Raw genomic sequence first — 24,467 nt, 5'->3', positions numbered from 1 at the left:
AGACCGCCATGACCGCCGTCCACGACCACCGCCGACTCGGCCGTGAACTCGACCTGTTCGACACCGACCCGTTGATGGGCGCGGGGCTGCCGTACTGGCTGCCCGACGGGGCCGTCGTACGGCACGCCCTGGAGGAGTACGTCCGGGAGGCCGAGCTCGCGGCCGGCTACCGGCACGTGTACTCGCCCGTCCTCGGCAAGCGGGAGCTGTACGAGATCTCGGGGCACTGGTCCCACTACAGCGACGACATGTTCCCGCCGATGCAGCTGGGCGCGGAGGAGGTCGTGCTGCGGCCCAGCCTCTGCCCCCACCATGCCCTCATCTACCGGTCGCGGTCGCACAGCTACCGTGAACTGCCCTTCCGCATGGCCGAGTTGGGCGGCATGTACCGCTCCGAGCTGTCGGGTGTGCTCGGCGGGCTGACCCGGGTCCGGTCCATCCAGCTCAACGACGCGCACGTCTTCTGCACCCTGGAGCAGGCGGTGGAGGAGGCTCGGGGCGCGCTGGAGCTGATCGGTCGCGCGTACGCCGATCTCGGCATCCGTGCCGCCCGGTACCGCCTCTCCCTCCCGGGTGACGGCGGCAAGTACGTGGCCGATCCCGAGCTGTGGCGACGGGCCACCGCCCTGCTCCGACAGGCGCTGGACGGGATCGTCTACGAGGAAGCCGAGGGCGAGGCCGCCTTCTACGGCCCCAAGATCGACGTCCAGATCCAGGACCCCGCCGGCCGCGAGTCCACCCTCTCCACCGTCCAGATCGACTTCCACCAGCCCGAACGCTTCGACCTGCACTACATCGGCGCCGACGGGGCGAAACACCGACCGGTCATGGTGCACCGCAGCGTCATCGGCAGCGTCGAACGGGCGGTCGCGCATCTCGTCGAGGAGCACGGCGGCGCGTTCCCGGCGTGGCTCGCGCCCGTGCAGCTGGTGGTGCTGCCGGTGGGGCGGGAGCAGGAGGAACAGGCGCACACCGTCGTACGGCGGGCTCTCGCGCACGGTCTACGGGCCGAACTCGCCGGCCCCGAGCACGGCACCCTCGGTGCCCGCGTCCGGGCGGCGCGGCTCGTGCCGTACCTGGCGGTGATCGGGGAGAGGGAGGCCGAGGGCGACTGCGCGGCCGTACGGCTGCGGGACGGCCGCAGGCCGGGAGCCGTGCCGGTGGAGGAACTGCTGCGGAGGATCGGGGCCGTGGCCGGGGCTCGGGCCGCCGAACTCTGGTCGGCTGCGTAAGGTCACTTCACATAAGCCCGCAGAGAGGAGCACGGCCGTGACCGGTCAGCCCATCCCGGTGATCATCGACTGCGACACCGGTGTCGACGACGCCCTGGCCCTGCTGTTCGCCGTACACCACCCGGGGCTCGACCTGCGCGCGGTCACCTGCGTGGCCGGGAACACGGACGTCGACGGGGTCGTGCGCAACACCCTGACCGTGCTGGAGCAGGCGGGGGCGCCGGACATCCCGGTGGCGCGGGGTGCCGAGCGGCCGTTGATCGAGCCGGTCCGTACGGCCGCGCATGTGCACGGGCAGGACGGGATGGGCGACCTGGGGCTGCCCGCGCCGACCCGGGTGCCTCTCGACGTGGACGCGGTGACGCTGCTGCGGCGGGAGATCCTCGCCTCCCCGAGGCCGGTCACGCTGATCCCCACCGCACCGCTGACGAACATCGCGCTGCTGCTGCGCACCCACCCCGAGGTGGTGCGGAACATCGAGCGGATCGTGTTCATGGGCGGCGCGGTGGCCACCGGGAACGCCACACCGGTCGCCGAGTTCAACGTCTGGCACGACCCGGAGGCGGCCGCGGTCCTGCTGACGGCCGGGGTGCCGATCACGATGTACGGCCTCGACGTGTTCGAGCGGGTCATCGTCCCGGCGGCGGACGTGCAGCGACTGCGCACGAGTTCGGAACCGAGCCTGCGCATGGCCGGCGAACTCCTCGCCCACCGCGACCCCGCCACCTCCGGCGACCCCACCCCCACGGGCGGCCTCGGCGACGCGGGCGCGGTCTGCGCGGTCGTCGACCCCGGGGGCATCACCACCGCACACCTCCCGGTCGAGGTCTCCCTGTCCCCCGGCCCCACCCGCGGCCAGACGATCGTCGACCGCCGCCCGCGCCCCGGCGAGTCCGAGATCCACGAGGGCGAGCGCGAACTGACCTTCGTGGACGTGGCGTTGGAGGTGGACGTGGAGCGCTACGTGAAGCTGTGGCTGTCGACGGTGGAGCAGATCTAAGCGGGTCCGGCGAAGTCCGGTACGGTTCGGCAGCTCCCCAAAGGGGCGCGGGGAACTGCGCGACCAGCCACAACGGACCCGCGGTCGACGCACCGGACTTCCAGCGGAGCGCTTGGCAACAGGCGCTGTTCCTTCAGGAAGGTGAACTCGTCGGCGTAGAGGGGGAAGGCCGCGTCATGGTCCTGTGACCTGTAGTACCGGAACGCGGCCTCGACGACGTCTTTCGGACTGTCGGTCATACGGCCACCGCATCGCCGCGCTCCGCTCAGCGCGTGTCCGCGGCGGGCTGCACCACCCACCTCTGTTCCACCTTCGCGAGCCGCCAGTACGCGATGGCCGCCGCCCACACCACCACGAACAGGCCGACGATGATGTAGCCGACGCTGTCGAGGTCGATGCCCGCGATCCAGCCGGTGACGGAGTCGGTGAGGTCGAACTTGTCGTGCAGGACACTGACGAGCTCGATGGTGCCGATGAAGAAGGCCACGGCGATGGACAGGCCCGTGATGGCGAGGTTGTAGAAGACCTTGCGGACCGGGTTCGAGAACGCCCACTGGTAGGCGAAGTTCATGAACGTGCCGTCGAGGGTGTCGAACAGGCTCATCCCGGCGGCGAAGAGGAGCGGCAGGCAGAGGATCGCGTACCAGGGGAGCCCGGCCGCCGCGCCCGAGCCCGCCATCACCATCAGCGTCACCTCGGTGGCCGTGTCGAAGCCGAGGCCGAAGAGGAAGCCGAGCGGGTACATCTGGCCCGGGCGGCTGATGGACTTGGTGAGGCGGCCCAGGATCCGGTTCATGAACCCCCGGGAATCCAGGTGCTGTTCGAGCTCCTTCTCGTCGTACGCCCCCGCCCGCATCGCCTTGAAGACCTTCAGGATGCCGAGCAGGGCGACCAGGTTGAGGGCGGCGATGAGGTAGAGGAACGAGCCGGAGATCGTCGTACCGAGAACGCCGAGGACCTGGTGGGTGCTCGAGCCCTCGTTCATGACCTTGCCGGCCAGTTGGGTGCCGCCCGCGATCAGTGCGGCGAGCAGCACCACCACGCTGGAGTGGCCCAGCGCGAACCAGAAGCCCACCGACACCGGCCGCTTGCCGTCGGCCATCAGCTTGCGGGTGGTGTTGTCGATCGCGGCGATGTGGTCGGCGTCGAACGCGTGCCGCATGCCGAGGGTGTAGGCGGTGATGCCGAGTCCGACGCCGAAGGCCTTGGTGCCGACCTCGTAGTGCTCCGGCACGACGAGCAGGAAGAGGATGCCGAAGGCGACGACGTGCAGAGCCGCGATGACCGCCATCAGCACGGCGGTCCTGAGGGTGTCCTCCCGGCGCCACTTGAAGGACGCCGTCCGCGCGGGGGCGGTGTCGGGCAGGGTCATGCGGTCACGCTCCAGCACCTCGTGGATCACTTCGTGAGATGCCGTGGCCGGTCTCCTGGCTTGGGGGAAGGTCAGACGTTTCCGTACCTGCCTTCCCGGCCTTGCGGCCAGTGACCCGGCGGGTGCCGGACGGTACGGGAACTCCCCGCATCACAGTGGCGAGGGCCGCGTCGGCTTTCCACCGACTTCCCGAGCACCACGGCCCGCCCACGGTAGGGGGGCGACGGCTCTCCTGCATAGCTGCACACCTGCGCAGGTATGCAAGATCACATACCGCTGCCTGCGAGGATGCCGTCATGCATCTCGTCCCGGCCGACCGTGCCGACCGCCGCACCATCGACGGCCACCGGGTGTGCGACGCCATCGCCGCCATCGGCGAACCCGACCACGTCCGCACCTGGGCCGACCGCTTCTCCCTCCTCGCCGACGCGAACCGGCTGGCCCTGCTGCTCGCGCTGTACCGGACGGGGCCGCTCGCCGTGTCCGACCTCGCGATCGCCACCGGCATGAACGACCCCGCCGTGTCGCAGGCGCTGCGGTTGCTGCGGGCGGCGGGGGTCGTGGAGGGGGAGAAGGAGGGGCGGGTGGTCCGGTATCGAGTGGTGGACGAGGACGTGCGGGGGTTGTTGCGGCAGTGCGGGGTGAACGCGGCGGGGTAACCCGGACGGCCCGGACCGCTGGTGGGTGGGCGGACACGGTGATCACGTGGAAGCACGTACGGGATCCGTACGGCGTCCACGTCCCGGCAGGCCCCAGGAGGCACCCCCGATGACCCGACCCCCGGCCCGCACGCATCTCACCGCCTCCGTGCTCGCCCTCTGCACCCTCCTCGGCACCACCGCCTGCTCCGCGCTCAGTTCGCCGCCCACGGCCGAGCAGGCGCCCATCGTGCCCACGACCAGCGCGCCGCCGAAGTCCCCCACCCCTTCCCCGGCCGCCGCCGGTCTCACCGCGGCGCAGGCGCAGGCCGCGCTCGTCACGGATGCCGATCTGGGGGAGCCGTGGACGCCGACGCAGGGGGCCGCGACCTGGCGGGACGGGCTGCTCAAGGCGAAGACGAAACGCCCCGACTGCCAGCGGCTCCTCGACGCCCTGTACGCCGACGACTTGTTCGGCGCGGACGCGCAGCCGCGGGCGGTGGTCGGTCTGGACGACGAGTGGAACGAGGCGCAGCTCCGCTACCAGGTCGTCGCCCGGAAGCCGGCGGACGTGGACCGGACGCTGGCCTGGCTGAAGACACTGCCGAAGAAGTGCGGTCAGTTCGCGGCCAGGACCGTGGCCAACGGTGTCCAGGGCGTCCAGGTCACCGACTCCCGGCTGCCGAAGGTGGGGGACGGCCGCCAGGGGCTGCTGATCATGATGACCGGCGAGTCGCCCGACGGTGAGCCGACCACGCTCACCCTGGACGTCGCCGCCGTCCGCGTCGGCGACGACGCGATCGGCCTCACCAACGGCGGCCTCGGCGACGTGATGACCGACGCGACGCGGACGGCCGTCCAACTCGGGGCCGAGCGGCTGAAGGAGATCAGGAAGCAGGCGCGGGTGCAGGTCTGACCGACGCCGGGCCGGCTCAGTCGCGGTCGATCCGCGTCCGGTGCTCGATCACCTCGCGCGCCATCTCCAGGGCCGTCCGGTCGTGGGCGAAGGCGTGGGCGCGCAGACGGGCCAGTGCCTCGTCCGCGCCCGCGCCGAGCTGCACCATGATCATGCCGACGGCCTGGTGGACCTCGTCGTGGTCGGCGGTCAGACCGCTCAGCCAGGCCTCGCCTTCCAGGAAGCCGTTCTCCTCGCCGTGGGGGAGCGCCATCAGGGCCACCGTCATGACACCGGCCACGAGTTGCGCGGCGTGCAGGTCCTTCAGGCCCAGCTCGCCGGGGACGTCGCGGTAGAGGTCGAGGGTGCCGACGCACATCGTGTCGTTGCCCAGCGGGATCGAGTACACCGCCCGGACCCCGGCCGCCGTCGCCTCCTGGGCGAAGACCGGCCAGCGCAGGGCGTCCTGGCCCGCCGTCAGATCGGTGGCGAGGACGGGGACGCCGAGCTGGGCGGCGTAGAGACACGGGCCCTCGCCCAGGGTGGCCTGCACCTCCGACAGTTCCGCGGCCCTGTCCCCGCTCGCGCTCAGCTGTACGGGCATGCCGTCACCGCACAGCGACACGCTGGCGCCGCTGATCGGAAGGAGTCTGACGGCCACCGTGCACAGCCGACCCGGGATCTCGCCCGGTCCGGCCCCCCGCACACCCTCGGCGATCATGTGGGCTGCCCGCGCCCCGTCCGGCTCGGGCTCGCGCTCGCGGTCGTCCCTGGGCCGCACAGCCACCGCCTCCTTCGGTCGGCGTGGCGCCGCCCGACTACCCGTCGTCCACCGGGCGAAACCCCTGGGGCCGGTCCGGCGGATCCTGTCGCGGGCGCGAGGTCTGGCACGCACTCCTCCACTGCCTCAAGGGCGTGGGGGACCCAGCCGCGTTGTCGTCGGTCGCCGACTCCCCCACGCTCGAACGACCTCACGCGGGGAGACCCTCATCGCGTCGCCCGCCGCGGCAGCGGCTGATGTCAACGCCTCCTCCGCCTTGCAGCCGCACGCACCGGACCCCGCTCACCGGCGCCGGTGAGGTGCCGCTGCTTCCCTGCGACTTGATCCGCCGGCCTCAGCCCCTCTCACCACGCAGCGGAGAGTTGCGCGGCCACAGTGGGCGTACGGCGGGTGCCTCGCCGGAGACGTTGCGGACGAGGTCGGCGGCGAGGTCGCGGAGCTTGATGTTCCGGGTCTGCGAGGCGCGGGTGAGGATGTTGAAGGCGCGTTCGGCGGTGCAGCCCTGCCGGGACATGACGATGCCGAGCGCCTGGTCGATGACGGTGCGTGAGGCGATCGCGCTCTGCAGGTCCAGGCTGAACTGCTGCTGCCCGGCGAACTTCAGGGCCACCCCGAGCGCCCCCGACGCGTGGCTCGCGAAGACGGCGGCCTGCTCCCGGACCGGCCCGGTGAAGGCGCCCACCTCGGTGGAGTACATGTTCAGGACGCCGGCGACGTGCTGCCGGGGCGGGGCCAGGGGCAGCGCGAGCATGCTGCGCAGGCCGTTCGCACGGGCGAGCCCCGGGAAGGCGCCGAAGCGGTCCTCCTGGTCGACGTCGTCGATGTGGTGCGGGATGCCGGTGCGCAGGGTCTCCAGGCAGGGGCCCTCGTCCACCTCGTACTGCCGCTGGTCGAACAGCTCCACGAGTTCGTCGCTGGCGGCCGCGGTGTACGGGTGGGAGCGCTTCTCGCCGCTGAGGGTGATCGAGCAGTACACCGGGGCGGGCAGCGCGGTCGCGGCGAGCCGGACGAGCTCCCGCAGGAAGTCGTCCAGGCCGTCGGCCTCCAGCAGCAGGGTCTGCAGCCGGGCCAGGGTCCGTTCACCGCGCCCCGGTCCGCTGGGATGTTCATCGGTCACGACGAGCCCTCCAGGGACCGGGAAGGGGTACGGCCCGCCCTCCGAGTACCCGGGGCCCGCCGGCCTACCGCTGCTCGTACGGATCCGCCGGCTGCTTCACCCGCTTCACGGAGCTCACGTCCAGCACCGCCGGCCACGCCGCGTCCGTGCCCAGCTTGCCCTTGGGATGCCAGGTGCCGGTGACCGTGACCCAGGTGTCGACCGGCGGAGCCCCGTCCGCATCGCCGCGGACCTCGACCTTGCTGGTCGACGCGTCGGCGGCGCAGCAGGTGACGAGGAGCCGGGTGACGTACCAGGCGCCGTCGTCGCCGTGGGTGACGAACCCCGTCATCCGGACGGTACGGCCCTTCAGCGAGCGTCCGCTGTCGTAGATCGCCCGCGAGCTGAACTCGGCGAGGGTGAGCGCGACGGGGTTCCCGGCGGGCAGCGCCGGGAAGGTCCCGACACCCTGCGCGGCCGTCCGCGCCGCCTCGCGTTCCGCGCTGTAGGAGCCGAGGGCGGGCGGGGGGAAGAGGAGCAGGGCAAGGGCGGGGAGGGTGAGGAGCCAGGCGATGCGGGGGCCGCCGCCGCCGTGGCCATGGTGGTGATGGCCGTCTTCATCGTCTGCACCGTCATCGTCGTGCCCGGCTTCGTGCCCGGCTTCGTGCTCGTCGTGCGTTGTTCTCCGTACGACGGCCATCGCGACGCCCAGCAGCACGAGCACCGCCCCGGACACGACCAGATACGGCCTCAGCCCCGCCTGCACATACCGCAGATACAGCTCGCTGAAGAGGGAGATCCGCAGGACCGCCGCGCCCACGAGCACCAGCAACAGGGAGGACCCGTACCGCCTCACAGCAGCCACCACCCCACGAGCACACTGCTCACCACGGCCACCACCCAGGTCACGGACGAGAACCGCACCGCGAAGGCGCGCCCGAACGTCCCCGTCTGCAACGCGATCAGCTTCAGGTCGACCATCGGCCCCACCACCATGAACGCCAGCCGCGCGGTCGGCGAGAACCCGCTGAGCGAGGCGGCAACGAACGCGTCGGCCTCGCTGCACACGCACAGGACGACCGCGAGGACGGCCAGCAGCAGCACCGACAGCCAGGCCGAGTCGGTGAAGAGGTCGAGGACGGAGCGCGGAACGGTGATGTTGAAGGTCGCCGCGGCCGCCGCGCCGAGGACGAGGAAGCCGCCCGCGTGCAGGAAGTCGTGCTGGAGTCCGGCGCCGAAGGCGCGCAGGCCCCTCCCCGAGTGCGTGGTCTCCCGCTTCGGCAGCCGCAGCCACTCCTCCCGCCCGAACCGGGCCCAGAGCCAGCCCATCACCACGGCCGTCGCGAGCGAGGCGACCAGTCGGCCGAGCACCATCTTCGGCTGGCCGGGGAAGGCGATCGAGGTGGCCACCAGCACCACCGGGTTGATCGCGGGTGCGGAGAGGAGGAAAGCGAGGGCGGCCGCCGGGGCCACTCCCCGCCGCATCAGGCTCCCGGCCACCGGAACCGACGCACACTCACAACCGGGGAGTACGACTCCCGCGGCGCCCGCCACCGGCACCGCCAGTGCCTGGTTGCGCGGGAGGAGGCGGGTGAAGACCTTCTCCGGTACGAAGGCGCCGATCGCCGCGGAGACGACCGTACCGAGGAGGAGGAACGGCACGCCCTGGACCGCGACCGCCGTGAAGACGGTCCACCAGGCGGCGACGGGCGGGGTGTAGAGGTCGAGGGCGAGCATCGGCCCGAGCACCGAGACGACGGTGGCGATGGCGAGCAGCGCGGCGCCGCCGAGCACGGCGTACACGAGCGCGCGCACGGCGAGCCGCAGGCCGTCGGCCACCGTCCGTTGATTCTCCACGCGCCCCGCCTGCTCGTCCGTATCCCCGCGAAGGCTAACCCCCGGCCGCTGTGCGCCACCTCGGATTGGTCAGAGAGGAGGCTGTGCGGGTGCGGGTCCCAGCGTGGTGGTGCCGGGAGCCGTACGGTGGCCGAGGCCCGTCCGGTACGCGTCCAGCGCGGCCTCCACCCGGCCCGTGCGGCGCAGCAGGTCGCCGAGCAGCCGGCACAGGTCGGCCAGGTCACCGGCCGCGCCGGCCCGCTCCAGCACGCTGAGCGCGCGGACGTAGTGCTCCTCGGCGGCCTCGGTGTCGCGGGCGTCCTCGGCGATGATGCCGAGGAGGCGGTGCGCGGCGGCGGAGTGCAGGGCGCCGCGTTCGGGGCTGAAGTCACTGAGCACGTCGTGGAGGAGTGCTGCGGCCTCCTCGGACTTGCCGCGGCGGTGCAGTACGTCGGCGAGCTCGACCGCGGCCTGGCTGGAGTAGAGGGCGGCCCGCTTGGCGGAGAGCATGGCGAGCGCCTGCCTCAACTCGCTCTCCGCGCCCTCCAGTTCGCCGTTCTGGGCGTAGACGTAGCCGCGCATCCAATGGCAGTTGGCGAGTTCGGTGCGCAGCTGCAGCTGCCGGTACAGCTCGGCCGCCTTGGCCAGCGAGGCGTCGGCCTCGGCGACCCTGCCCTCGGCGAGCAGGGTACGGGCGACGGACCGGTGCATCCGGGCGACGAGGGCGGGGTCGCCGACCTGCGGGGCGAGGGCGAGGGCGAGTTCGGCGGCCTGGGCGGCGCGGGCATGGGCGCCCATGTCCATGTAGGGGGCGATGACGCTGGCGTAGAGGAGGAGCAGCGCGTCGGGGTCGTGCAGGCCGCCGCGGTTGAGCTCGTCGATGGTGGATTCCAACAGGTAGACGGAGTAGCGGAGTTCGCCCGCCAGGTAGTGGGAGAGGGCACGGCCGCGCAGGGCGGGGACGCGGGCGGGCAGCGGCACGTCGCCGAGCGCCTGCTCGGCCCGCTCGAAGTACTGCCGGGCCGCCTCCAGCTCCCCTGTCTCCACGGCGCATTCACCGAGTCCGAGCAGCGCCTCGGCCTGTATCTCGACGAGGTCGAGCGACTCCACCTCGGTGAGCAGGGCGGTGTACTGCCCGGCCGCCTCCTCGGCCTCCCCGGTGGCGAGGGTGCGCTGGGCGCCGGTCAGCCTCAGGCGCAGATCGGTGACGAGCCGAGCCGGGCGGCCGGTGGCCAGCTCCTCGAAACCGACGCCGAGCCGCTCGGCGAGATGCCGGAGCGCGTCGTCGGAGGGGCGCACCCGGCCGGACTCCAGGGTGGAGATGTAGGCGGGCGTGTAGGCCGGCTCGGCCAACTGCTTCTGGGTCAGTCCGCGTTCGACGCGCAGCTGCTGCACCCTGCGCCCGATGATGCCCGGGTCGTCCCGCTCCGACATGGCCAACTCCCCCAGTGCCTCTTGCCGTTCGGCTTCCGCAGCCCCTAGGTTAAACGGCGTATTAAGCAGGCTTAATACGCCGTTGACCACTGTTCAGTTTCGCTGTTGCGAGGTCGCCGTGCTCGAACGCACCAGCACCACCGCGCGTTACGCCAGGGGTTTCGCCGCCGCGGTCGCCGCCGTGACCGCGCTCGTCCTGGCGGCCAACGCGGGCCCGGCCCGGGCGGCGGAACCAAGCCCGCGGCACGACCAGGTCCAGCCCGCTCAGGTCCAGCACACCCCGGGGCAGGCACAGTCGCGCTGACCCTGCCGACGTGGCCCCCGGGTCATGCGGTCCGGGACACCAGCCGACTCTTTCCCCCACTGACCCCGAAGTAGATCGCACCCGCGACCAGCACCCCGATGAACCAGGAGTACGGCCCCAGCGCCGCCCCGTACCCGGACGGCCCGTACGTCGGCAGGATGCTGGAGAAGATCGCGCCGATGCCCGCCGCCACGAAGGCGCGTACGTTCCAGCCGCCCTGGAAGCGGAACTCGCCGTCCTCCTTGTAGAGGTCGGGGACGTTCAGCTGGGCCTTGCGGAGGAGGTAGTAGTCGACGACGACCACACCGAAGATCGGGCCCATCGTCGAGCCGATGGCGTTGACGAAGCTCGGGGCGTTGTCCCAGGGGTGGAGGGGGTAGAGGAGCAGGGCGATGACCGCCGCGATCAGGCCGCCGCGCTTGAACGTGATGTGCTTCGGGGCGACGTTGGCGAAGTCGAAGGCCGGGCTGACGAAGTTGGCGACGACGTTGATGCCCAGGGTCGCCACCGCGAAGGTCAGGGCGGCGAGCAGGACCAGGAACGCGCTGTCGAACTTCGCCGAGATCGCCGCCGGTTCGAGGATGACCTCGCCGTATACCTTGCTCGCCGCGGCAGTGGTGAGCGCGGCCACGAGCGAGAACAGGATCAGGTTGACCGGCAGGCCCCAGACGTTGCCCTTCTTCAGCGTCTTCTCGTCCGGCGTGAAGCGCGCGAAGTCACCGAAGTTCAGGAACAGCGCGGCGAAGTACGTCACCCAGGTCGCCGCGATGGCCGCTATCGCCGCGAAGGAACCCGGCGTCACGTCCAGGCCCGTCGCGCTCTTCGCCAGTGCCGCGAGGTCCTTGGCCGGCATGTCCACCGAGAAGGAGAGCGTGCCCGCCTTCACCGACAGGGCCACGGCCAGGACCAGCATCATCAGCCAGACCGCCGGGCCCGCGAAGTCCTGGAAGCGGCGGACCGTCTCCATGCCCTTGCTGATGATCAGCAGCTGCGCCGCCCAGACGCCGAGGTAGCAGAGCACCTCCAGACCGCTGTGGTCGAAGAGGTGGCTCGTCTCGTGCAGGTGCTTCGGGCCGTCGTAGCGGACGAGGAAGGCGACGATCGCGCCCGCCGCCGCGCTGGTCTGGGCGCCGTACCAGAACGTGGCGACGACCGCCCTGACCAGTGCGGGGACGTTCGCGCCGAACGTGCCGAAGGAGGCGCGGGCCAGGACCGGGTACGGCACGCCGGTCTTCACGCCCGCCTTCCCGATCAGCGTCATCAGGTAGTAGATGACCAGCGAGCCGACGCCGATGCCGATGAGGAACTTGAAGGTGTTGCCCGCGATCAGGAACAGGCTGGCGGCCAGGAAGTAGCCGAACAGGCTGTGTACGTCGGAGGTCCAGACGTTGAAGATGCTGAACGCGCCCCACTTGCGCTCGGTGGCCGGGGCGAGGTCCTCGTTGTAGAGCCGGGGGGAGTACCCCTCGGGTATGGCCGCGACCTTCGTGTCCGTGTCGCCCGTGGGCTGCGTGTCCGTCATCGCGTTCTCTTCCTGCGCAGGCCGCCACGATGGCGCCGGATGGCGTAAAGAGAACGGGCAGGCTGTTACTCCCGGATGCCGAACACGTTGCTGACCTGCAAACCTGCGACGGCCCCCACGAAAGCGGTGTATGCCTCCGGCGAGAGGGCGAGGATGCCGACGCCGGGGTTCTTGGAGTCGCGGACGGCGATGTGGGGGGTGAGGTCGGCGACCTCGACGCACTCGCCGCCGCTGGAGCCGCTGTAAGAGGACTTACGCCACAGGGCGCGCGTCAGGTCCAAGCTGCTTCCCATAGCGTTCCTCCATCACGCGAGCGATCAGTGCCGCCGACTCCCTCGTGGAGAGGGCGTCTGCCTGCAGGCGAGCGTAACCGACCGAACGCTGCCTGATCACTTGCGGGTTGGCGGTCATATGGCCTGAGTCGTAGCTCTCGCTGTAGTGGATGTCCGGGTCGTCATCGAAACGCAGCAGAGTGAACGAGCCCATCATTCCGGTGTGCTCCCCCACCGAGAACGGCAGTACCTGGAGCTGCATCCACGGCTGGTCGAAGAGACCCAACAAGTGGGCAAGTTGCTTTCGCATGACATCCCGGCCGCCGATCTGCCGGTGCAGCACCGCCTCGTCCATCACCACGTACAGGACCGGCGGCTGCTCGCGCTTCAGAATGCGCTGGCGTTCCATCCGCGCCGCCGCCACCTCGTCGAGCTTGTCCGTATGCTCCACGCCGAGCACGGCCCGCGCGTACGCCTCCGTCTGGAGAAGGCCATACACCAACTGGCACTGATACGTGGAGAGGTACGTCGCCCGCGCCTCCATGTCCGCGAACGCCTGAAACCACGTGGGTAGTTGGCTTCGCAGAACCAACCCCACCAGCCTCGAGAACGCCCCGTCCGTCATCAGCGCCGCGTCGATCCGCTCCGCGAACTCGCGGGTCGGGACCTTGTGGGCGGTCTCGACCTGGCCGATCAGGGAAGCCGTGCAGAAGATGATGTCGCCCAGCTGCCCCTGCTTCAGACCCGCCGCCTCCCGCAGACGGCGTAGCTCCGAGCCGAAGTAGTCCAACGGCGAGGCGCTGGGGTCGAGTACGCGGATGTTGGGCATGGGACGGTCACCCCCGGGTCCGAACGCGTGGCGGCGTTCACTTCGATCTGTAGCCGAGAGTAACCGCCCGACTCCACGCTGATCGCATGAATCACGTAACTGGTCCGCCGCACACCGGACTTGGCCCCACCTACGGCCTCACCCTCACGCTCGGCGACCACTCCGCCCGCCATCTCCGCCGGGTCCTCCGCGCCCACCTCCACGCCTGGGAGATGCCCGAGCTCACCGACCCGGTCGCCCTCGCCCTGACCGAGCTGGTCTCCAACGTCGTACGACATGTGCCGGACCGGAGAGCCGCGCTGCGGATCCTGCGGCGGCCGGACGGGGTGCGTGTGGAGGTGACGGACACGGACCCTTGCCCGCCGCTGTCCACAGCTGTGGACGGAGCGGACGAACTCGCGGAGGGTGGGCGGGGACTGCTGCTGCTGGACGCCTTCACCCAGCGCTGGGGGTGGCAGCCCCACCACCCCGGCAAGACCGTCTGGTTCGAGTGCGACACCCCGCCCGCCCCGTCCGGCATGTGACGGAAAGCATCCCAAACACCCCTCCTCCGCCACAGAAGGCCCCTTTACCGTGGAGGAATGTCCCCCTTGGCCAAGATCAGCAGCTCCTTCGCACCCCGCTTCGCGGAGTTCGCGTTCGAGCCTGCCTTCGTGGCCGCCGTGGACCAGCACGTGGCCGAGCTCAGGGAACGGCTCGACGCCAGTCACCCGGGGCTCGTCCCCCGCCCGCCGCACCGCGAGGTGCTCGCCGACTACGCCCTCGGTTTCCTCGACGCGCTCGCCGAGACCGACTGGCGCGAGCCCGTGGGGCACGACTACGCGGTGTGCCGCCTCACCGCCATCAGCTGGCTGGTGACGCGGCACGACCTCGTCTGACGGTCAGAGCTGGAACTCCGCGGGCGACAGGCCCAGTGCCGCGCAGGCCTCCCTGAGGACCGTCGCCTCGGCCTGGGAGAAGTGGCCGTCCGCGCCGGCGATCACGATGCCGGTCTGGATCACCGCACGGGCCTCGGTCGGCTTCTTGGCGGCCTTGGCGATCTCCTGCATCGCCTCGGCCTTGCCCTGCTGGAAGTCGCGGGTCAGCTGGCTCACGTGCTTGTGGAAGCGCGTGCGCAGCTGCTCCGGCGGGAAGTTCTGCAGCACGTCGTTGCTGAGGATCAGCGACTCCATCTGCTGCTGCTCGGCCGGGTCCACGTGCCCGTCCGCCGCCGCGACCAGGGCGCACATCGCCATGCTGGCGTCCCGGTACGCACCGCTCTTCAGCTCGGTCTTGAGGGAGCCCAGCTGCGTCTTCAGCACGCCGACCAGCTGAGCGCGCGAACCGCCGCGCGAACCACCGCCGGACGCGCCACCGTGCCCGTGCCCACCGGTCGTCGTGCCGCGCCCGCCCTGCGCCTGCTGCTGCAGGTTCTTGGCCTGGTCCTTGAGCCGGTCGAACAGTGCCATGAACGTCACCTCGGTACTCGTCTGAGTGATCTCACCGCCTGAACGGCCGGGCACAGGTAAAGGTTCCACCAAGAGGCATCAAGAGGCATCAAGAGGAGTCAGCAGATCTTCCGGTACTCCGCGTCCGGAATGTTCGTACGCCACTGCGCCCTGCTCAGCCCACCCCCCGCCCGCGCGCACACCTCGCTCACCGCGTGCTCGGGGGCGATGGCGTACCGCTGGAGCGGGACGTGCGCGCTGCCCGCGTACACGGTGTCGCTGTCGCGGCTGAAGGACACGGTCTCGATCGCCTCGCCGGACGTCGTCAGGGGGCTGCCCAGCGGCTGCTGCGTGGCGATGTCCCACAGCTGCAGGCTGCCTGCCTCGCCGCCCACCGCAAGGGTCCTGCCGTCGGGGCTGACGGCGAGGGCGTCGACGGCCTCGGAGGTGTCGCCGAAGACCCCGTCGCCGATGTTGTCCGGGAGGGCGGGGAAGACATTGCGCAGGAGGCCGGCGCGCTGCCGCAGCTTCCCGTCCCACAGCGCGACCCGGCCCGTCTGGTCTCCGGCCACCAGCCGCGAGCCGTCGGGGGTGAAGGCGAGGGCGCCGATCTCGTCGCCCTGGACGAGGGCCCGGCCGGTGACCTTGCCGGCGGGCAGGGCGGCGACCCGGTTGTCGCCGGCGAGGACGCGGCCGTCGGGGCGGGCGGCCAGGTGGCTGCTGGAGAGGGTGGGCAGGACCGCCGTTCTGCGGTCGCGGGCCGTGTCCCAGACCTCGTTGCTCAGGGTGCCGACGCCGCCGGCGCCGGTGGTGGAGAGTCCGGCGCGGGTGGCGTAGAGGGTGCGGGCGTCCGGGCCGAGGGCGATCGTGACCATCGCCCCGGTCGACGTCTTCGTGGCCAGGTTCAGGGTCGTACGGGTACGGCCCTCGGTGACGTCCCAGATCGTGAGGGGCTGCCGGGACGTATCGCTGCTGGGGGCCGAGATCCCGTAGGCGAGTGCCTTGCTGTCGGGGGTGAACGCCAGCAGCGCGGAGGTCTCCGGCGGGTACACCGGGTAGGCGGGGTCGGTGGAGACGGGGAGCGGCGGGGCGGGGAGTGTGCGCAGCAGGCGTCCGTCGCGGGTGTCGCGCAGGTCCACGCGGTAGCGGTCGCCGGTGCGCCTCGCGGTGGCGAGGGTGCGGCCGTCGGGGCTGAGCAGCACGTTGTCCATCGGCTGGTCCTGCCAGGCGGAGGTGACGGCCGCCGAGACGTCCAGCGTGTGCACGGTGCCGCCCTCCAGGTAGCGCAGCACCGGGCGGGAGGGGTCCCAGTCCAGACCGCCGTACAGGTGCTGGTTGTTGAGGGAGTGCCGGAACACCGGGGCCTCGACGCCCGGCCGCCACACCCTGACCTCCTGTGCGTCGGCGGTCGCCAGGAACTTTCCGTCCTTGCTGAAGGACACGTACGTCACCCCGATGTCCTGGAGGTCGGCCAGCTGCTCCCCCGTCCGGATGTCCCAGACGAGCACCCCGGTCGGGGTCAGCGCGGCGAGCTGCTGCCGGCCGCCGAGCACGATCTGCGACCGTTCCCGGCCGCAGATGTCGGCCGACCGTTCCCAGCGGCCGTGGACCGTGCGCTCGGTGCGCAGGTCCCGCACCTGCAGCGGGCCCTCCCCGGCCGGGCAGGCCGCGACCAGCCCGCCGTCCGGGCTCGCCGCCACCACGGCCGAGTCCTCCGCCTCCGCCTTCGTCTCGAACAGCAGCCGGTCGTCCGCGATCGAGCGCACCCGCACCTCGGGGGCGTCCGTGTCGCTCACGAGGTAGCTGCTCCCGGAGAACTGCACGAAGGCCGAGTCCGGCAGCCTCTCGCCGCGCCAGCGCGCGGCGGCCGTGTCCCACAGCCGTACCCCGTCCGCGGAGCGGATCGACAGCAGCCGTCCGTCGGGGCTCGCCGCCTCCGCGCGGCCGCCCTCCGGCAGCCGCCCGGAGGCGGTCGGCCGGTGTGTCACCGTGTCCCAGGTCCGCCACTCGCGTCCCGAGACGCTGAGCAGCGTACGGCCGGAGGCCGTGAGGTAGCGCGAGGTGCCGTCGCCCAGTGCCGGGTCGCTGAAGACGTCCAGTTCCGGCTGGCCGAGCGAGCCCAGCAGCGCGCTCCGGGTCTCCGGCAGGTGGGCGACCCGCCAGGCGGCGACGCCGAGGAGCTGTGCGGTGCGCGGGTCGGTGGTGCGCATCGCGTCCGCGACGGAGGCGATGCGGCGGGCCGCGGCCTCGGTGCCGCGGCGCTCGTTGTCCCGGCTCTGCGTCCAGGCGGTCAGGCCGGCGACCAGGGCCACCACCAGGACGGCCGACAGCACGCCGATCGCGGTCCGGGCCCGGCGCGTGGAGCGGACGGCGGCCCGGCGTTCCGTGTCACGGGCCTCGAACGCGGCGATCAGGAACGTCCGTTCCGTGCCGGTCAGCGCCGGGTCCCGCTCATGATCGGGGAAGTGCTCCTCGGTGCGGTCGAGGCGGGTGCCCCGGTACAGGGTGCCGGGGTCGCGGTCGTGCTCCAGCCAGGTGCGGGCGGCCTCGGTCAGCGCGCGGTGGGCGCGCAGTCGTTCACGGTCCTGCTCGATCCAGCCCTGGAGCCGGGGCCAGCAGGTGATCAGCGCCTCGTGGGCGAGGTGGACGCCCTCCTCGTCGACGGTCAGCAGCCGGGCGCGGGCCAGCCGCTCCACCACCACCGGCACGTCGACGTCGCCCCACTCGTCGAGTTCGGCGCGGGTGAGGGGGCGGCGGGTGTCGGGGGTGCCCCGGCCCGGCTCGATCATCCGCAGCAGCAGCTGCCGTGCGGCACGCTGCCGGGGTGCGGTCAGCTGTCCGTACACCTCCTCGGCGCTCGCCGCGATCGCGCCGCGTACCCCGCCGGCCGCCTCGTACGCGGCCAGCGTCAGCATCCGGCCCTGGCGCCGGCGCCAGGTCTCCAGCAGGGCGTGCGAGAGCATCGGCAGGCCGCCGGGCTGGTCGAGGACCTCCTCGACGATCTTCGCGGTCAGCTCCCGTTCCACCAGGTGTCCGACCGCCTGCGCCGGTTTGATCACCGCCTCGCGCAGTTCGTCCGCGGTCATCGGGCCGACCAGCAGTCCGGCGCCGCGCAGGGCGTCCGCCAGGCCGCGGTGCTCGGCGCAGCGGGCGTAGAAGTCGGCCCGTACGGTGATGAGGACCCTGAGGCGGCTGCCCGGGTCGCGGGCGGCGAGCAGCAGGTCGAGGAAGCGGGAGCGCTCCGCGCGGTCCCGGCACAGGGTGAAGAGCTCCTCGAACTGGTCGACCACCACCCAGCTCTCCGGCTCCTCCTCGGCGGGCGCGAGCAGATGGCCGTAGGTCTGCGCGGGTCTGTCTCCCGGTGTGAGCACCCGCAGGACCGCCGGGCGCCCCCGGGTCGCTATCTCGTCCCTGAGCTGCGGGATGAGCCCGGCCCTGAGCAGCGACGACTTGCCGCTTCCCGAAGCACCGAACAGCACCGCGAACCGGTGGTCGCACACCAGTCGGTTCAGCTCCTCGACCAACCGGTCGCGGCCGAAGAACAGCTCACGGTCGTCCGGCTCGAAGCGGGTGAGCCCCCGGTACGGCGGTTTCTCGTCCCCCTCGTCCGGGACCGGCACCCCGGCGCGTTCGGCCTCGGCCTCCTTCCACCGGGCTTCCCACTCCCCGGGGTCGGCCCCGCAGGCGCGGGCGTACCCCTGGACCACCGCGAGGGACGGCAGCCGCTCGCCGGCCGCCGCCTGGGACAGCGTTGTCGCGGAGAAGCCGGCCGTCTTCGCCATCGCGCGGTACGAGGGTCCGCCCGCCTCCCTGCGCAGCTCGCGCAGGCCATGGGCAAGGCGCTGTACCGGTCCGGCCTCGGGGTCCAGCGACCGTTCGGGACGTCCCACAGGTCCACCCACTTCCGTACAGCAGATGAAAACGATGTTCAGGGACGATCAACCTACGTTTCCCCGCGATCCGCCGTAAATCAAGATGTGAGGTGGATGACGTCCGCGTAATTGATTGTCCTGACAAAGAGGACGTCACAATCAACTCCCAGGTTGCACATCTCTCTCATGTCACAAGGAGCACCACCCGCAACCGAAGGAACGACGCACAAGTCCCAGGCAGTCAAGAAGAAAATGAAGTCCCGCCTCGCCAAGGTCGCTCTCGTCGCGGGCGGCGTCGCCACCCTGACCGTCGGCCTGGCGGGCAGCGGCAACGCCGCCATCCTGAACAAGCTGCCGTGGAACGCCGGCACCTTCGAGAACAAGTACATGCCGCTGTTCGACTACGACACGAACGGCTGCTTGCAGAAGCAGGGCGAGGAGCGTCCCCGCTTCCTGGCCGCCTCCCGGCACGGCGGTTACAGCACCCACCCGATCAACGAGGTGCCGCGGGTCTGGGGCAACGGCACCTGGGACCAGCCCTCCCTGGTCGACATGTTCCAGATGGACAAGGCTCCGCGCGACGCCCTGTGGAACTCCACGTGGGGCAAGGCCAACTTCCCGCTGGCCGGCAAGCTCCAGGCCAACATCAACAACGCCCGCAACGCCGACAGCCGGGCCAAGGCCGCCATCCCCGCGTTCTGACGCACGGCCCCCATGCCGCGGCCGCCGACGCTCACTCCCCCCTCGCGTCGGCGGCCGCTTTCCCGTTCCCGGGGTGTCACATGTCGGTGCCCATGTCCCGGCCGGTGCCCATGTCCGGGCCGGTGCCCATCTGTCCGGAATCCGTCCGCTCCCGCGCCGGCTGGTTGCGCATCGCGTCCTCGCGGCCCGCCTGGTAGGCGGCCATGCTGCCCTTGGCGCGCATCGACTCGGTCTCCGCGGTGGACAGCATCCGCTCCCAGCGCTGCCGCATCGGCGTGATCATGCCGCCGCCGACACCGACGATCAGGATGCCGGCCACGGTCGCGAGGGCCGCGTACAGGACGGGCTGGGTGACCGTGGTCGCGATGCCCGCCTGGCCGAGGGCCGCGATCACGCCCAGCGCCAGGATGCAGGCCCAGACGATGGTGGCGAGCGTCTTTCCGTACGACACCGACGACAGCGCGCTGCCCACGATCCCGCGGACCGCGTTGGCGATGGCCATCGCGACCACGACCAGGACGACGGCGACGATGCCGCGCGGCAGCCAGGCGACGATGCCGTTGATCATCGTGCTGACGGGGTTGGCGCCGAAGACGCCGAGCGCGAGCTGGAGGGTGATCAGCATCAGCGCGTAGTAGACGATCTTGCAGACGATGCCCGTCATGTCGTACTTGGAGTCCCGCAGGAGCCGTGCCGTGCCCGCCCGTTCCGACAGCCGCTCGGAGCCGACCTTGCGCAGCACCCGGTCCAGGACACGGGCGATCATCTTCGAGACGAACCAGCCGATGGCCAGGATGACCAGGAAGCCGACGAGTTTCGGTACGAACTGGGCGACCTTCGACCAGGCGTCGTCGAGACCCTGGGTGAAATCTATGGAGAGGGTGCTGGCCATGCGGGGCACTTCCTTCGGTGGGTGCTTCCCCCTGCTTCGTGGATAGCAGCGCCACAGGTGTGAGGCCCCGGCGAACACCGCCGTACGAGTGACACCCGCCGCCTACGCTGACGTCATGACGTCTCCCGCCGCCCGCACCGCGCTGGACCTCACCGCCGACCTCCCCGTGAACGACCTCGAGGACTTCTACCGGGACCTGCACCGCCACCCCGAGCTGTCGCTGCGCGAACACCGCACGGCCGGAAAGCTCGCCGAACGCTTCGAGCGGGCCGGGTTCGAGACCGACGGCGGCATCGGCATCACCGGAGTCGCGGGTGTCCTGCGCAACGGCGACGGGCCCGTCGTCCTGCTGCGTGCCGACATGGACGCCCTGCCGGTGCGGGAGGAGACCGGGCTGCCGTACGCCTCCCGGACACCCGGGCTGATGCACGCCTGCGGGCACGACCTGCACGTGACCTGGCTGGCGGGGGCGGCGAAGGCGCTGGCCGACGGGCGGGACGCCTGGTCGGGAACGCTGCTGGTGGTCGGGCAGCCGGCCGAGGAGACGGGGCTGGGCGCGGCCCGCATGGTGGCGGACGGGCTGTACGAGCGGTTCCCGCGCCCGGACGTGCTGCTGGGCCAGCACGCGGTGCCGGGTCCGGCGGGGCTGTACGGGCACGTTCCGGGCCTGATCCTGTCCGCCTCGACGGACATCGACATCGTGGTGCACGGGCTGGGCGGGCACGGTTCGCGCCCCGAGACGGCCGTGGACCCGGTCGTCACGGCCTGCTTCCTCGTCACCCGCCTCCAGACCGTCGTCTCGCGCGAGGTGGCCGCCGGGGAGTCGGCCGTGCTGACGGTCGGGCGGATCGAGGCGGGGACGCGGCCGAACATCATCCCGGCCGAGGCGCGCATCTCGCTCAACATCCGTACGCAGTCCGAGCTGGTCCGGGAGCGGATGATCGCCGCGGTACGGCGGATCGCGGCCGGCGAGTGCGCGGCGGCGGGCTGCCCGCGCGAGCCCGAGGTGACCGTCGGCGCGTCCTTCCCGATCACCGTCAACGACGCCGAGACCGACCGGCGCGTGGCCGCCGTGCACGGCGAGGTCTTCGGCGCCGGCACCATCCTCGACCCGGGCCCCGCGATGGCCAGCGAGGACTTCCCCCACCTGGCCCCGGACGGACTGCCGTACGCCTACTGGTTCGTGACCTCCACCCCGGCCGAGGTGTGGAACGCGACCCCCGGCGACGACCTCGCGGAGAAGCTCGCGGCCGTCCCGAGCAACCACAGCCCCCACTTCGCCCCGGACCTGTCGACGCTCAAGCCGGGGGTACAGACGCTGGTGTCGGGGGCGCTGGCGTTGTTGTCCGAGGCATGACTTAGTCGTCCCGGCATCCCCACTTCTCTTTCAGCAAGTGAGGCCGCTCCCGCATCAGTTCTGGATCTGGAGCTGACGCAAGTGCCGATGGACGTGGTCCAGTGCGCCCTTCTTGCGCCCCGGCACCCGTGCGCGCAACTCCGCGATCGTGGGCCCGAGTTCACGGGCCCGCGCCGGATCGGTGATCTGCCCCCACTGGTGGTGGGCGCGGTCCACGGCCGCCTCGACGGAGGGGGAGTCGAGGGCCTGCCCGGCGGCGAGGCGGGCGTTCGCGAGGGTGAGCCAGGCGTGACAGCTGCGGACCGGGTCCCCGGCCAGCATCGCGAGGTCCGCGCGGACTTCGGTCCAGTGCAGGGCCTGTTCGGAGGCGGGGCCGTAGGCGCGCAGGGCGGCCAGTTCGTGGTGGGTGGCCAGCGCGTCGGCCTCGGTGTAGCGCCGTCCCTGGACGGCGGCGGCGATGTCGGCGTGAGGGTCGGCGGCTGTTGGCTTGGGTGCGTGGGGCGTTGGGGCGGCGGGCGTTGGCGCGGTCGGCTTCGACGCGTCCGGCATTGGCCCGGTCGGCCTCGACAGGTCCAGCGTTGGCGCAGCCGACTTCGGCGCCGCCGGAGTCGGTGGAGGAGGCGTCGCGGGCCGGTACGAGGGCCTGGGGGGAGTGCTTGCGGGAACACCGGCACCGTGAGGAGCCCCCGCGGGAACGCCGACGCCCTGTGCTCGCGGCGGTGCGCCCATCTGCCCGCCCAGCACCAGATCCTCGGCACCCTTGCTGCCCAGCCGGCTCAGCGCCAGCTGGTGCAACTGCTCCAATGGCGGCCGGTGTCCACTGCGCAGGATCGTCGCCACCGCCTTCATGTACGCGGGTGCCGCCACCGTACGTCTGGACGGCGGGGGTGCGATACGGCCGTAAACCACGTTGTTGCGGCCCGAGTCGAGGGGGTTCGTCCGCAGCCACTCCCAGGTCTCCTGGTCGGCGTGCAGATCGAGGACGAGGTTCGTCGTGCCCGGCGGGCGGAGCCGGAACTCCTCGCGGATCCAGTGCCAGGGCAGGGCGGTGTAGCGGACGGTGGCCGTGGTGGTGCGGGCCAGCGCCAGGTGGGGCAGGTGCTGGCGGCGGTCCAGGACCAGCTGCCCGGCGACGAAGACGGTGAGCGGGCCGGGGACGCCCGCGGCGGCGCGCAGCCGGGTCAGCACGGCCTGCGGTTCCAGCGGGTCGGCGAGTTCGACGACGTTGGCCGTGTCGGTGCCGGACAGCACGGCGGGCGGTACGGCCGCGAGGACCGGGAGCACGGAGGCCGCGTCCACCAGACAGCCCTTGCCCACCGGTGAGGCGGCGAGCAGCAGCACGGTTCCGGGCATCGGTCCCTCCCCATCCCCCGTCGATCACGTACGTCAGCACCGTAACCGCTGCGGCTGCGAAGGTGGGGCTCAGGACCGCAAACGTCCGTTTCCGGATGGTTCTTCGGCCCTGCGCACCGCGAACACCGTGGTGTCGTCGGCCAGTCGGCCCCCGCAGTGCCGCAGGGTGCCGTCCCGCACGAAGGCGACCAGACGCCGGGGTGCGGCGGTGCCCGGGTCGGCGGCGACCGCTTGGGCCACCTCGTCGGCGAGCGCGTAGAACACCCCGGCCGCGTCGCGGGCCTCGGTCACCCCGTCGGTGGTCAGCAGCACGGTCTCGCCCGCCGCGAGGGGCACCCTGACGACCGACGGCGGGTCGTCGTCGGCCGCCAGTGAGCCGAGGCCCAGCGGGAGCCCGTCGCCCGGCGGCAGGGGCCGTACGCCCGCGGGCCCGACCACCAGCGGCGGCTCGTGGCCGAAGAGGACGGCCTCCACCACGCCGTCCTCGTGCTCGGGGAAGCCGAGCAGCACGGCGGTGGCGAAGCGGTCGCCGTCGTCGCGGAGGCCGCTGCCGTCGAATCCCCGTCGTCCGCCCGAAGGGCGGGCCCCGCGCCCGCCGCGCCGGCGGCTGATGTTGCTGTCGGTGCGTGCGAGCGTGCGTGCCGGGCGTTGCGGGGCAGGCGGGGATTCGACGGCAGCGGCCAGCGCGGTGAGGTGGACGCCGTGCCGGAGCATGCGGGTCTCGAGGCGGGCGGCGACGGTGGCCAGGTCCGGCTCGTGGTAGGCGGCCTCGCGGAACGTGCCGAGCAGCGCGGCCGCCGCCTCGACCGCGCCGAGCCCCTTGCCCTGCACGTCGCCGACGAGGACGCGGGTGCCGTGCAGGCCGGGCTGGATGTCGTAGAAGTCGCCGCCGACGCGGGCCTCGGTGTCGGCGGCGAGATAGACCTCCGCGTGTTCGAGGCCGCCCCAGACCGGCGGGAGCGGGCGCAGCAGGGTGCGGCGGGTGGTGTCGGCGACGTCCCGCATGTGCAGCATGCGGCGCTCGCCGCGCACCCGGACCTCGCAGGCCAGGACGGCGAGGATGCCGCCGACGGCGACGAGGATGAAGTCGGGCAGGCCGCTCTGGTACTGGTCGGGCCAGGAGGTGTCCGCGAGGAAGTACGTGATCAGCGCGAGCGCAGCGAAGACCATCGTGCCCCACACCCCGCAGATCGCGGCGGCGATACCGGGCACCAGCACCACCCAGGAGATCATCCGGAACTCGCCCGCCGTGTTGAAGTCGATCGCCGTGATCGCGCCGAGCAGCAGCAGCGGGGGCAGCCAGGTGACGGTGCGGCCGCGCACCCTCAGCATCTGGTGCCGGCCGACGACGTCGCGTGGCGGCCCCACGGGGCGGGGCAGACGGGCCCGCCGGCCGCCCACCGGCCGCAGGGTTCGCCGGCCGACACCGCTCATGCGCCCAGCGAAGCACGGGGTGCTGTCTGCCGCCAGTTCGCTCCGCTCGGTGTGCGGTGCGTCAGCTGCGGGTTCGTTGTGGCTGGTCGCGCCCACGCGGCGGAGCCGCATATCGATACAGCCCCGCGCCCCTCCGGGGAAGGGCTCCGCCCTCCCCGGATCCCCTCCCGACTCGGTGGGGCGGAAAGTGGCCTCGAAAAGCGGTCGCCCCGACTTGCC

Annotated in this window: 23 protein-coding genes and 1 riboswitch; of the genes, 9 read left to right on the top strand and 14 right to left on the bottom strand. The window is 71.8% G+C overall.

Features of this window, described 5'->3' with window-relative positions:
- The first annotated feature begins 8 nt into the window (after positions 1-8).
- Together thrS and IG08_RS0112310 are read left to right on the top strand one after the other, a co-directional pair.
- Positions 9-1,232 (top strand): threonine--tRNA ligase, encoded by a 1,224-nt coding sequence (thrS, locus tag IG08_RS0112315; RefSeq protein WP_030600056.1) that lies wholly within the window; start codon positions 9-11, stop codon positions 1,230-1,232.
- A gap of 37 nt (positions 1,233-1,269) precedes the next feature.
- The gene (locus tag IG08_RS0112310; RefSeq protein WP_030600053.1) at positions 1,270-2,232 is read left to right on the top strand and encodes a nucleoside hydrolase; all 963 of its coding nucleotides are present in this window, start codon (positions 1,270-1,272) and stop codon (positions 2,230-2,232) included.
- A 265-nt stretch (positions 2,233-2,497) separates the two neighbouring features.
- On the opposite strand, the gene nicT is transcribed toward IG08_RS0112310, so the two are convergent.
- Complete coding sequence (nicT, locus tag IG08_RS0112300) at positions 2,498-3,604, bottom strand: Nickel transporter NicT (protein WP_199820852.1); 1,107 nt, start codon at positions 3,602-3,604, stop codon at positions 2,498-2,500.
- 28 nt (positions 3,605-3,632) lie between these two features.
- Positions 3,633-3,820: riboswitch (cobalamin riboswitch) on the bottom strand.
- Positions 3,821-3,900: 80 nt separating this feature from the next.
- On the opposite strand from nicT, the gene IG08_RS0112295 reads away from it, so the two are divergent.
- A complete protein-coding gene (locus tag IG08_RS0112295; protein ID WP_030600046.1) occupies positions 3,901-4,263 on the top strand; it encodes an ArsR/SmtB family transcription factor in 363 nt (120 codons plus the stop codon).
- A gap of 109 nt (positions 4,264-4,372) precedes the next feature.
- Positions 4,373-5,158 (top strand): hypothetical protein, encoded by a 786-nt coding sequence (locus IG08_RS0112290; RefSeq protein WP_030600044.1) that lies wholly within the window; start codon positions 4,373-4,375, stop codon positions 5,156-5,158.
- A gap of 16 nt (positions 5,159-5,174) precedes the next feature.
- Here IG08_RS0112290 and IG08_RS0112285 read toward each other — a convergent pair whose 3' ends face one another.
- The 5 genes from IG08_RS0112285 to IG08_RS0112265 all read right to left on the bottom strand — a co-directional run bounded on the left by IG08_RS0112285 (position 5,175) and on the right by IG08_RS0112265 (position 10,284).
- Complete coding sequence (locus tag IG08_RS0112285) at positions 5,175-5,918, bottom strand: GAF and ANTAR domain-containing protein (protein ID WP_030600042.1); 744 nt, start codon at positions 5,916-5,918, stop codon at positions 5,175-5,177.
- A gap of 334 nt (positions 5,919-6,252) precedes the next feature.
- Entirely contained in the window at positions 6,253-7,035 is a 783-nt protein-coding gene (locus IG08_RS0112280; RefSeq protein ID WP_052424634.1) for a GAF and ANTAR domain-containing protein, read from the bottom strand.
- Between the two features lie 64 nt (positions 7,036-7,099).
- Positions 7,100-7,870: a TIGR03943 family putative permease subunit gene (locus IG08_RS0112275; protein WP_030600037.1), complete on the bottom strand. Its 771-nt coding sequence runs from the start codon at positions 7,868-7,870 to the stop codon at positions 7,100-7,102.
- On the bottom strand, positions 7,867-8,871 hold the full coding sequence (locus tag IG08_RS0112270) for a permease (RefSeq protein ID WP_030600035.1): 1,005 nt from the start codon (positions 8,869-8,871) through the stop codon (positions 7,867-7,869). The genes IG08_RS0112275 and IG08_RS0112270 overlap by 4 nt, the downstream gene beginning before the upstream one ends.
- A gap of 69 nt (positions 8,872-8,940) precedes the next feature.
- Positions 8,941-10,284, bottom strand: coding sequence for a tetratricopeptide repeat protein (locus IG08_RS0112265; RefSeq protein ID WP_030600032.1), 1,344 nt, complete (start codon positions 10,282-10,284; stop codon positions 8,941-8,943).
- Between the two features lie 118 nt (positions 10,285-10,402).
- Here IG08_RS0112265 and IG08_RS0112260 point away from each other — a divergent pair, with 118 nt between their 5' ends.
- Positions 10,403-10,588 (top strand): hypothetical protein, encoded by a 186-nt coding sequence (locus tag IG08_RS0112260; RefSeq protein WP_030600030.1) that lies wholly within the window; start codon positions 10,403-10,405, stop codon positions 10,586-10,588.
- Positions 10,589-10,610: 22 nt separating this feature from the next.
- Here the strand turns inward: IG08_RS0112260 and IG08_RS0112255 are convergent, their stop codons facing one another.
- The 3 genes from IG08_RS0112255 to IG08_RS0112245 form a co-directional block, all read right to left on the bottom strand.
- Positions 10,611-12,110: an NCS1 family nucleobase:cation symporter-1 gene (locus tag IG08_RS0112255; RefSeq protein ID WP_052424633.1), complete on the bottom strand. Its 1,500-nt coding sequence runs from the start codon at positions 12,108-12,110 to the stop codon at positions 10,611-10,613.
- A 65-nt stretch (positions 12,111-12,175) separates the two neighbouring features.
- Complete coding sequence (locus tag IG08_RS0112250; protein WP_052424632.1) at positions 12,176-12,403, bottom strand: DUF397 domain-containing protein; 228 nt, start codon at positions 12,401-12,403, stop codon at positions 12,176-12,178.
- Positions 12,363-13,211, bottom strand: a complete 849-nt coding sequence (locus IG08_RS0112245) for a helix-turn-helix domain-containing protein (protein ID WP_030600027.1) — start codon at positions 13,209-13,211, stop codon at positions 12,363-12,365. The genes IG08_RS0112250 and IG08_RS0112245 overlap by 41 nt, the downstream gene beginning before the upstream one ends.
- 86 nt (positions 13,212-13,297) lie before the next feature.
- Between IG08_RS0112245 and IG08_RS0112240 the strand changes: the two genes are divergently transcribed.
- Positions 13,298-13,735, top strand: a complete 438-nt coding sequence (locus IG08_RS0112240; RefSeq protein ID WP_030600026.1) for an ATP-binding protein — start codon at positions 13,298-13,300, stop codon at positions 13,733-13,735.
- 57 nt (positions 13,736-13,792) lie between these two features.
- Positions 13,793-14,089 carry a DUF6401 family natural product biosynthesis protein gene (locus IG08_RS0112235; protein ID WP_030600024.1) on the top strand — a complete coding sequence of 99 codons (297 nt, stop codon included), beginning with the start codon at positions 13,793-13,795 and terminating at the stop codon, positions 14,087-14,089.
- A gap of 3 nt (positions 14,090-14,092) precedes the next feature.
- On the opposite strand, the gene IG08_RS0112230 is transcribed toward IG08_RS0112235, so the two are convergent.
- Positions 14,093-14,659, bottom strand: coding sequence for a tellurite resistance TerB family protein (locus IG08_RS0112230; protein WP_030600022.1), 567 nt, complete (start codon positions 14,657-14,659; stop codon positions 14,093-14,095).
- A 98-nt stretch (positions 14,660-14,757) separates the two neighbouring features.
- A complete protein-coding gene (locus tag IG08_RS0112225; protein ID WP_030600019.1) occupies positions 14,758-18,528 on the bottom strand; it encodes an nSTAND1 domain-containing NTPase in 3,771 nt (1,256 codons plus the stop codon).
- A 234-nt stretch (positions 18,529-18,762) separates the two neighbouring features.
- Between IG08_RS0112225 and IG08_RS0112220 the strand changes: the two genes are divergently transcribed.
- Positions 18,763-19,212 (top strand): hypothetical protein, encoded by a 450-nt coding sequence (locus IG08_RS0112220; RefSeq protein WP_030600017.1) that lies wholly within the window; start codon positions 18,763-18,765, stop codon positions 19,210-19,212.
- A 76-nt stretch (positions 19,213-19,288) separates the two neighbouring features.
- On the opposite strand, the gene IG08_RS0112215 is transcribed toward IG08_RS0112220, so the two are convergent.
- A complete protein-coding gene (locus IG08_RS0112215) occupies positions 19,289-20,104 on the bottom strand; it encodes a mechanosensitive ion channel family protein (RefSeq protein ID WP_030600016.1) in 816 nt (271 codons plus the stop codon).
- A gap of 115 nt (positions 20,105-20,219) precedes the next feature.
- On the opposite strand from IG08_RS0112215, the gene IG08_RS0112210 reads away from it, so the two are divergent.
- Complete coding sequence (locus IG08_RS0112210) at positions 20,220-21,461, top strand: amidohydrolase (RefSeq protein WP_030600014.1); 1,242 nt, start codon at positions 20,220-20,222, stop codon at positions 21,459-21,461.
- Between the two features lie 54 nt (positions 21,462-21,515).
- Here the strand turns inward: IG08_RS0112210 and IG08_RS0112205 are convergent, their stop codons facing one another.
- Both IG08_RS0112205 and IG08_RS54100 read right to left on the bottom strand, forming a co-directional pair.
- Positions 21,516-22,814 carry a hypothetical protein gene (locus tag IG08_RS0112205; RefSeq protein ID WP_030600012.1) on the bottom strand — a complete coding sequence of 433 codons (1,299 nt, stop codon included), beginning with the start codon at positions 22,812-22,814 and terminating at the stop codon, positions 21,516-21,518.
- Between the two features lie 69 nt (positions 22,815-22,883).
- A complete protein-coding gene (locus tag IG08_RS54100) occupies positions 22,884-24,248 on the bottom strand; it encodes a PP2C family protein-serine/threonine phosphatase (RefSeq protein WP_043454098.1) in 1,365 nt (454 codons plus the stop codon).
- Between the last annotated feature and the right edge of the window lie 219 nt (positions 24,249-24,467).

Origin of the sequence: Streptomyces fulvoviolaceus, from assembly GCF_000718165.1 — a bacterium.
GTDB lineage: Bacteria > Actinomycetota > Actinomycetes > Streptomycetales > Streptomycetaceae > Streptomyces > Streptomyces fulvoviolaceus.
The sequence above is the reverse complement of the archived record's forward strand: the minus strand, read 5'-3'. Positions and strand labels throughout refer to the sequence as shown.